General features: G+C 76.1%; 8 protein-coding genes and 1 pseudogene. 4 read left to right on the top strand and 5 right to left on the bottom strand.

The window, feature by feature from the left end:
- Nucleotides 1–158: 158 nt before the first annotated feature.
- The 3 genes and pseudogenes from lnt to F6X68_RS27095 form a co-directional block, all read left to right on the top strand.
- A pseudogene (gene lnt / locus F6X68_RS27105) lies at nt 159–1,897 on the top strand (apolipoprotein N-acyltransferase); the annotation flags it as partial.
- Nucleotides 1,898–1,905: 8 nt separating this feature from the next.
- The gene (locus tag F6X68_RS27100) at nt 1,906–2,712 is read left to right on the top strand and encodes a polyprenol monophosphomannose synthase (RefSeq protein ID WP_151456919.1); all 807 of its coding nucleotides are present in this window, start codon (nt 1,906–1,908) and stop codon (nt 2,710–2,712) included.
- A gap of 85 nt (nt 2,713–2,797) precedes the next feature.
- The gene (locus tag F6X68_RS27095) at nt 2,798–3,331 is read left to right on the top strand and encodes an FxsA family protein (RefSeq protein WP_151456918.1); all 534 of its coding nucleotides are present in this window, start codon (nt 2,798–2,800) and stop codon (nt 3,329–3,331) included.
- 62 nt (nt 3,332–3,393) lie between these two features.
- Here the strand turns inward: F6X68_RS27095 and F6X68_RS27090 are convergent, their stop codons facing one another.
- The 4 genes from F6X68_RS27090 to F6X68_RS27075 form a co-directional block, all read right to left on the bottom strand.
- Entirely contained in the window at nt 3,394–3,735 is a 342-nt protein-coding gene (locus F6X68_RS27090; RefSeq protein ID WP_007460094.1) for an RNA polymerase-binding protein RbpA, read from the bottom strand.
- Nucleotides 3,736–4,026: 291 nt separating this feature from the next.
- A complete protein-coding gene (locus F6X68_RS27085) occupies nt 4,027–4,617 on the bottom strand; it encodes a pyridoxamine 5'-phosphate oxidase family protein (RefSeq protein ID WP_151456917.1) in 591 nt (196 codons plus the stop codon).
- 53 nt (nt 4,618–4,670) lie between these two features.
- On the bottom strand, nt 4,671–5,771 hold the full coding sequence (locus F6X68_RS27080; RefSeq protein WP_151456916.1) for a winged helix DNA-binding domain-containing protein: 1,101 nt from the start codon (nt 5,769–5,771) through the stop codon (nt 4,671–4,673).
- Between the two features lie 78 nt (nt 5,772–5,849).
- The gene (locus F6X68_RS27075) at nt 5,850–6,470 is read right to left on the bottom strand and encodes a DinB family protein (RefSeq protein WP_225852450.1); all 621 of its coding nucleotides are present in this window, start codon (nt 6,468–6,470) and stop codon (nt 5,850–5,852) included.
- Nucleotides 6,471–6,532: 62 nt separating this feature from the next.
- Between F6X68_RS27075 and F6X68_RS27070 the strand changes: the two genes are divergently transcribed.
- A complete protein-coding gene (locus F6X68_RS27070) occupies nt 6,533–7,522 on the top strand; it encodes a YafY family protein (RefSeq protein ID WP_151456915.1) in 990 nt (329 codons plus the stop codon).
- An 11-nt stretch (nt 7,523–7,533) separates the two neighbouring features.
- On the opposite strand, the gene F6X68_RS27065 is transcribed toward F6X68_RS27070, so the two are convergent.
- Nucleotides 7,534–8,628: hypothetical protein (locus F6X68_RS27065; RefSeq protein ID WP_225852449.1), on the bottom strand; the 1,095-nt coding region annotated here is incomplete at its 5' end.

Raw genomic sequence — 8,628 nt, 5'->3', positions numbered from 1 at the left:
AGGTGCACGGCCAGTAGACAACGGCCAGGCGGGGGCAGCCAGTCCACGTCGGGTCGGTCCGAAGGTCGGCGCAGCTCATTCTCGCCCCACCGGCCGGGAAGGGCCTGGGAGCATCGGGGCGCGGCGCGAGCCGCGCCCCGATTTGTGTCTGCGGCCCCCTGCCGGGGAGGAATCGCCCTTACGCGCCGCGACGGGGCGTCGGGTGCGGCGCCGGGCGGGGCGGGAACTCGTGGGCGGGTAGCCTTCGGCCCGTGATCGTGGGCAACGTGCCGGCGCCGGCCGGGGACAGCAGCCAGCCGGGCGCCGTGGGGGCGGGGACGCCCGGAGCGCCGCGGCGTGCGCTGCCGCTGCGGGTGGCCGTGCCGATGGCGGTGGTCGCCGGGTTGGCGTTGCTGGCGGCGTTCCCGCCGTACGGGCTGTGGCCGCTCGCGCCGCTGGGCGTGGCGTTGCTGGCCGCGGCGACGCACCGGCGTCGGGTACGCGCTGGCGCCGGGCTGGGTTTCCTGACCGGGGTGGCGTTGTTCGCGCCGCTGCTGAGCTGGACGAACCTGCACACCGGCTACCTGCCGTGGGTGTTGCTGTCGCTGTTGCAGGCCGGCTACCTGGCGCTGCTGGGCGCGGCGGGCGCGTACGTGTCGCCGCTGGTCGAGCGGGCGCGGTGGAGTTGGCCGTTGGTGACCGGCGTGTTGTGGGTGGGGCAGGAGGCGCTGCGCGACCGCACCCCGTTCGGCGGGTTCCCGTGGGGGCGCCTGGCGTTCAGCCAGGACGGCTCGCCGCTGCTGCGGCTGGCCGCGTGGGGTGGCGCGCCGCTGGTGACGTTCGCGGTGGCGCTGACGGGTGGGCTGCTGGTCGCGGCGCTGTGGCGGCCGTGGGGCGGGCGGCGGCGCTGGTGGGTGCCGGTGGCTGGGCTGGCCGCCGCGGCGGTCGCGGTGCCCGTCGTGGGGCTGCTGGTGCCGGTGTCGGGCGCGGGGGGCGGCGCCGCGGTCACGGTGGCGATCGTGCAGGGCAACGTGCCGCGGCTCGGGCTGGACTTCAACGCCCAGCGGCAGGCGGTGCTGAACAACCACGTCGACGCCACGATCGAGCTGGCCGGGCAGGTGTCCGCGGGCGTGCGGCCCCGCCCCGACCTGGTGGTGTGGCCGGAGAACTCCAGCGACATCGACCCGCTGCGCGACACCGACGCCGGGGCGCGCATCTCGCAGGCCGCCGACGCGGTCGGCGCCCCGATCCTCGTCGGTGCGGTCCTGCGCGGCCCCGGGGAGGGGCAGGTGCGCAACGCGGGGATCCTGTGGCGGCCCGGCAGCGGCCCGGACCTGGAGCAGCTGTACACGAAGCGGCACCCGGTGCCGTTCGCCGAGTACGTGCCGATGCGTGATCTCGCCCGGATGGTCAGCAAGCAGGTCGACCGGGTACGCGCCGACTTCGTGCCGGGCAGCGAGCCGGGGGTGCTGCGGACCGGGGCGGCGGTGCTCGGCGACGTGATCTGCTTCGAGGTCGCCTACGACGAGGTGGTGCGTGACACCGTCGTCGGCGGCGCGCAGCTGCTGGTGGTGCAGACCAACAACGCCACGTTCGACGTGGCCGAGGCGCGCCAGCAGTTGGCGATGGTGCGGCTGCGGGCGGTCGAGCACGGCCGGCCGGCGTTGATGGCCTCCACGGTCGGGGTGTCCGGGTTCGTTGCCCCGGACGGGCGGGTAAGCGACGCCACCGGGTTCAACACCCGAGCGGTCGTGGTGCGGCAGCTGCGGCTGGACGACGGGCGCACCCTGGCCACCCGGGTCGGGTTGTGGCCGGAGGTGGCGCTGGCCACCCTGGCCGTGGCGGCCCTGGTCGGCGCGGGCGTGCTGCGCCGCCGGCCGCGCGCCGGGTGACACCAGCCGGTACGCCGGCGAAGGGGGAGCGACGGTGGGCGAGACGACCGGCACCCGGGCCGACACCGGTCATCCGGGGGTGGGTCGGGTGCTCGTGGTGATCCCGACCTACAACGAGGCCGACAACGTGGCGGGGATCGTGGCGCGGGTGCGTCGCGCCGCGCCGGCGGTGGAGATCCTGGTCGCCGACGACGACAGCCCCGACGGCACCGGTGCGCTCGCCGACGCCCTGGCCGGCGCCGACCGCCGGGTGCACGTGCTGCACCGCGAGGGCAAGCAGGGCCTCGGCGCGGCCTACCTGGCGGGGTTCGCGTGGGCCCGCGAGCGCGGCTTCGACGCGGTGGTGGAGATGGACGCCGACGGTTCGCACGCCCCGGAGGACCTGCCCGCGTTGCTGTCCGCCGCCCGCGACGCCGACGTGGTGATCGGCTCCCGGTGGACCGCCGGGGCGCGGGTGGTGAACTGGCCGCTGCGGCGGCTGCTGCTGTCGCGCTGCGGCAACCTGTACGCGCGGCTGGTGTTGGGCATGCCGCTGTCCGACGCCACCGGCGGCTACCGGGTGTACCGGCTGGCGGCCCTGGACGCATTCGACCTGGCGTCGGTCTGTTCGCAGGGGTATTCGTTCCAGGTGGAGTTGTCCCGGCTGGCGCACCGGTCCGGGGCGCGCATCGTGGAGGTGCCGATCACGTTCGCCGAGCGGGAGCGCGGCAGCAGCAAGATGAGCCCGCTGATCGTGGCGGAGGCGTTGTGGCGGATCACGACGTGGGGGGTGCAGGACCGGCGGCAGGCGGTACGGCGGGGCCTGCACGGCACCCCCACAGGTCAGGTGCGGTGGCCCTGAGCGGCGGCGTGTCATGCTGGATGGGGCGCCGGCGCCCGCGCGGGGTGGCCCCGCCGTAGGCGCCGCTGATGGCGAATGGGGTGAGATGCGCCGAGGACTGAGGTTTGTGCCGTTGGCCCTGTTGGCGGCGACGCTGCTGGAGCTGGCGGTGTTCGTCGTGGTGGGGCGGACGATCGGGTTCGGCTCGGCGCTGCTGGTGGTGTTCGCGGTGTCGCTGCTGGGGCTGGTGCTGCTGCGTCGGGAGGGGATGCGCGCCTGGCGGGGCTTCAAGGCCTCCGCGCAGGCCGGTCAGCCGCCGGGCCGGCAGGTCACCGACGGTCTCGTGGGGCTGCTCGGGGCGCTGCTGCTGGCGATGCCGGGCCTGCTCAGTGGCCTGGTGGGGGTGTCGTTGCTGGTGCCGCCGGTGCGTCGGCTGGCCCGCAACGGGGTGCAGCGGGCCGCGGAGCGGCGGGTGTCGTCGATGGTCGCCGGTGACCTGTTCGGGCCGCGCCGGGTGCGGGTGCACCGGGGTGCGCCGCAGCAGCAGCAGCCGCCGCAGCCGCAGCCGGCTGCCGAGCCCACCGTCGTCGACGGGGGCCGCGCCATCGAGGGGGAGATCGTGGAGCCCGGCCGAAGCTGACCTGGACACGACGGCGCCCCGGGAGCGATGCTCCCGGGGCGCCGTGGCGTTGACGGTGCGGCTCAGGCGCGGCCGCGGCGGGTGCGGACCTCCTGCAGCCGCTCGGCGAGGATGTCCTCCAGCTCGGCGATGGAACGCCGCTCCAGCAGCATGTCCCAGTGGGTGCGCGGCGGCTTGGCCTTCTTCTGCTCCGGCTCGTTGCCGTCGACCAGCCGGGCCACGCTGCCGTCGAACTTGCATTCCCAGGTCGTGGGGACCTCGGCGTCGACGGCGAACGGAACCTCGAACTGGTGGCCCTTGGCGCAGAGGTACTCGCGGGTCTGACGCGGCGCGAGCTCCGTGTTGCGGTCGGATTCGTAGCTGACCGCGCCCAGACGGCTGCCACGCAGCATACGCTCGCCCATGATCGACTTCCCCTCGTTCGTGGTGCTGGTCTTCTCGGTGTAACGGTCCGTTCCCGCCGGGCCATTCCCGCCCGTACGCCGGGCGAGCCTGCACAAGGGTAGCCGGCCACGCCAGCCGCCCGGCGGCGTCGCCCCGGGCCGGGTCGGGCGGGTGGAGGGTTTCGCTGTGCCACCGGCGATGGTAGCCGCCCCGAAGCCGCGCAGGTCGCCACGGCCGGTGACGCGCCGGCCGCGCCCCTCGCCGTCGCCCCGCTCGCCCGTGAGCCCGCGCCGGGAACGCCGGCGGCCGGCTCAGGTCGCCGGGGTCGGTGGCAGCGGCAGCGGCAGGCCCGGCAGCCCGTCGATGCTGCGGGCCACGTGGTCCTTGCCGGCGAAGTAGTCGCTCAGCGACGCGTCGTCCTCCCGGGCGAACCGCCGGGCGTGCAGGTCGCGGTCGGCGTCGTAGGACATGAACGGCACCGCGTAGCCGCAGGTGTCGCGGATCAGTTCGGCGCGCACGACGATGATCGCCCGCAGACCGTGGACGCTGGTGTCGATGTCCGGGAAGTGGCCCGTCAGCTCCGCCCAGCGGGGGTCGTCGCGAAACACCGGCTCGCCGCGCCCGTGCACCCGCACGATGTTCGGCGGCCCGTCGAACGCGCACCACATGAGCGTGATCCGCCCGTTCTCCCGCAGGTGCGCGATCGTCTCGGCGTTGCTGCCGGCGAAGTCCAGGTAGGCCACGGTGTGCGCGTCGACGACCGCCCACGAGCCACGCAGCCCCTTCGGGGACAGGTTGATGGTGCCGTCGCCCGACAGCGGCGCCGTGGCGGTGAAGAACAGGGGCTGGTCCTCGATGAAGCTGCGCAGCCGGCCCTCGATGCGCTCGTATGTCTTTCCCACCCCGGCATCATGGCCTGGTGACGGTCCCTGCGCTGCCCCGGGCGGTGCGGTGCTCAGGGCGTGGACGCGGCGATGCGTACGCGGTCGCTGGCGTCGTCGGAGAGGAACGACGCCAGCGACCGTCCCTCCTCGGTCACGGCGGCGCGTTCGGCCCGGGAGAGGCGGCGCAGCGGGGCGACGGTCACGGTGTCGGCCGCGACGCTCCAGGTGGCGGCGACCCGGCCGTCGACCAGGACGACGCGCTCGCCGGCGACCGACAGGCCACGGTGGGCGTCGTCGACGATGCGGCTGCGGTCGTCGTAGCCGAGCAGCGCGTTGTCGAACGCCGGCAGGAACCGCACCGGCGCGGGCGTGTCGGCGTCGGGGCGCGGCGCGTCGGGCAGGTCCCACAGCCGCCGCCCGCGCTCGTCGCGCAGGACGACCAGCTCCTCGCGGATCGCGGTCACCGCCGCCGGCAGGCCGGCGAGGCCGGACCAGGCGCGCAGGTCGGCCGTCGAGGCCGGACCGAAGGCGGCCAGGTAGCGCCGCACGAGCGCCTCGCCGACCGGGTCGCAGCCCGGCGGGGCCGGCGGGTCGATCTCGCGGCCCAGCCAGGAGGAGAGCAGCGCGTTGCGTACGCCCGCCGTCGTGCGCCACAGCCCGCGCGGCGGCAGCTGCACCACCGGGACGAGGGCGGCGAGCAGCATCTCGCCCAGCGCCCTCGGTCCCGGTGCCGGCCACCGGTCGGCGAGCGCCCGCGTGAGCCCGGTCATCGAGCGGGGCTCGCCGTCGGCCAGCACCTCCCGGCCCGCCGTGGCGAGCTCGTCGAGGTCCACGCCGGCGAGTTCGCGACGGTAGACCCCGAGTACCCGCTGGCGCAGCATGCCGTCGTGGCGGGCCCGCCACGCCAGTGCGTCGTCGGCGGTGACGAGGTGCACGGTGCGGCGCATGAGGTGGATCCGCACCACGCGCCGGCCGGTCAGCAGGTCCGACAGCGCCGTCGGGTCGAACCCGCGCACCCGGGACCAGAGCCCGACGAACGGCTCCTGTGGTTCCTGCGCCTGCAGGCCGCACAGGTGCGCGACGGCGTCGAGGACCGGCACGTCGGAGCGGTCGAGCAGCAGCTGCCGGGCCAGCGTGGCGCGGTTGAGCGCCCGGGCGTCCAGAACGGTCATCGGTGCACGTCTTCCCTGCGGGGCGGCGGAGGCGGGGTCGGGCGGGTCCCGGTCAGGTGGCCGGAACCCGCCGGGCGCTCAGGTGGCCCGCTGCCCGTCGAGGCTTTCGCGCAGGATGTCGGCGTGCCCGGCGTGCTGGGCGGTCTCGGCGATGACGTGCATCAGCACCCCCCGTACGCTGAGCACCCCCGTCACCTCGTGCCACGGCGCCGACGGCAGCGGGTGGGTCGCCGACAGGTCGGCGACGGCGGCGACGGTCTCCTCGGTGCGGGCGGCGACCTGCGCGTAGTGGTCGAGGATCCCGGCCAGGGTGTCGCCGGGCAGCATCCGGAAGCCGGCCTCGTGCTCGACGAGCCACTGCGGCACCTCGCGGGCCGTGCCGGCCGTGATGTCGGCCCAGGTGACCCCGTCGGGCAGGGCGAAGGACATGGCCGAGGTGCCCTCGACCACGAAGCGCAGCCACGATCGCTCCATGGCCGCGACGTGCTTGACCAGCCCGCCCAGGCACAGCGCGCTGGCCGTCGGGCGCTGGCCGAGCTGCTCGTCGGTGAGGCCGCGGACGGTGCCGGTCAGGGCGGATCGGGCGGTCGAGAGCGCGGCGAGCAGGTCGGCCCGCTCGGGGTCGAGGGTCGTCGGGGGCGTGGCGGTGGCGGTGTCGGTCACGGCGTTCGGGTCCTTCGTGTCGTCATCGGTGGGCACGTGACCTACGTTCGCAGCCGAAGCGGACAGGATGTGTCCGCTTCTGCGGGCACCATGGGGGAATGCCGAAAACTTCCGCACGCCTGCTGGCGTTGCTGTCGCTGCTGCAGGCACGCCGGGACTGGCCGGGAGGGCTGCTGGCCGCGCGGCTGGACGTGAGCGCGCGCACCGTACGGCGCGACGTCGAGCGGCTGCGCGAGCTCGGCTACCCCATTGCGGCCGTCAAGGGACCCGACGGTGGCTACCGCCTCGCCGCCGGCGCGCAGCTGCCGCCGCTGCTGTTCGACGACGAGCAGGCCGTGGCCCTGGCCATCGCGTTGCAGAGCGCCACGACCGCCGGTGCCGGCATCGAGGAGGCCGCGGCGCGCGCACTGCACACGGTCCGGCAGGTCATGCCCGCCCGGCTGCGCCACCGCATCGACATCCTCCAGGTCACCGCCGTCGAGCGGTCCCCGACCCGGGCGGCCCGGCAGGTCGACAGCGGCGTGCTCATGGCGCTCGGCGCCGCCGTGCACGCCCGCGAGGTGCTGCGCTTCGACTACACCCCCGTGACCCCGCCGGAGGCCGACGGCGACGGTGGGCTGCCCGCGCCGCGCCGGGTGCAGCCGCACCACCTCGTCACGTGGGGCGGACGCTGGTACCTGGTGGCGTGGGACCTCGACCGCGTGGACTGGCGCACCTTCCGCGCCGACCGGATCAGCCCGCGTACCCCCACCGGGCCCCGGTTCACCCCACGTGAGCTGCCCGGGGGTGACGTGGCGACCTTCGTGACCAGCCGCTTCCAGGGCTCCGGGGGCGCCGACGGCTGGCCCTGCCGCGGGGAGGTGATCCTCGACCTGCCGGCCGCTGTGGTGTCCGGGTACCTGCACGACGCGCTAGTCGAGGAACTCGGCCCGCACCGCTGCCGGCTCGTCCTGGGTTCGTGGTCGTGGGTGGGGCTGGCCGCCTCCATCGGCCGCTTCGACGTCGACATCGAGGTCGTCGGCCCGGCCGAGCTCAGGGACGCCTTCGCGCGGCTGGCCCGCCGCTACACCGCCACCGCCCGTGGGTGACCGGAGATAGCTCAGCCGGTCGCGCGGGGGCCCAGGTGGGCCAGGGCGGCGGCGAGGTGGCTGACCTGCTCGGCGAGCTGGGCCGCCCGCCGCTGCGCCTCGTCGCGGTCGGTCTCGGCGGCGCGCAGCCGTACGGTCAACTCGGCAGCGCGGCCCTCGGCGGCGCTCGCGGCCTCGCGCGCGGCGGCCAGGTCGGCGCGCAGCGTGTCGTGCCGGCCGGTGAGCGCGGCCAGTTCCGTGCGGGCCTGCTCGGCGGTGGCCTCGGCGCGCCGCCTGGCGGCCTCGGCGTCCCGGTGCGTGGCTTCGGCGCGTTGCCGGGCCGCGTCGGCCTCGGCGGCGGCCGTGCGGGCGGCGTCGGCCTCGGCGCGGGCCTGACCGGCGCGCTCGCGGGCCTGCTCGGCCTCGGCGTGCAGGCGCTGCGCGCGGTCGAGGGCCTCGGTTGCGGCGCGGGTCGCCCGGTCGGCGTCGGCGCGGGCGGCGTCGCGTTCGCCGGTGAGTTCGGTGCCGCGGCGGCGTTCGGCGTCGATCTCGACGCGTAGCGCGCGCAGCTCGTGGCGGGCCGTGTCGCGGTCGCGTTCGGCCTGGGTGCGCAGGGCCTCCGCGGCGCTGGCCTGCTGACGGGCGTCGTCGCGGGCGGCCTCCGCCCGGTCGGCGCGTTCGACGGCGGCCGTGGCCCGCTCGCCGGCGCGCCGGGCCTCGTCGTGGGCGGCGTTGCGTTCGGCGGCGGCGGACCGGGCCTCCTCGCGGGCCCGGACGGCGGACGCGGCGGCGTCCTCGGCGTCGCGGCGGGCCTCGTCGCGTTCGGTCTGGGCCGCCGCGACCTGCGTCGCCGCGTCGGCGCGGGCCTGCGCGAGCTGGCGTTCCACCCCCACCGGGGACAACTCGGCGTGCAGGGCGTCGGCGAGGGTCTCCGCGACCTGCTCCAGCCGGTCGACCGCCTCCCAGGTGCGGGCCACCTGACCGGGCAGGCCGGGGGCGTTGCGGTGCCGCATCCGGCTGTTGCGCGAGGCGCGCTGGCAGGCGCCGTCGTTGTCGCGGCAGTAGCGGAACGGCCGGCCGGCGCCGACGCGCTGCGGCACCTGGCGTCCGCAGTGGGCGCAGGGGCG

Origin of the sequence: Micromonospora sp. AMSO12t (assembly GCF_008806585.1) — a bacterium.
Classification (GTDB): Bacteria; Actinomycetota; Actinomycetes; order Mycobacteriales; family Micromonosporaceae; genus Micromonospora; species Micromonospora reichwaldensis.
This window is presented reverse-complemented; position numbering and strand designations above follow the sequence as displayed.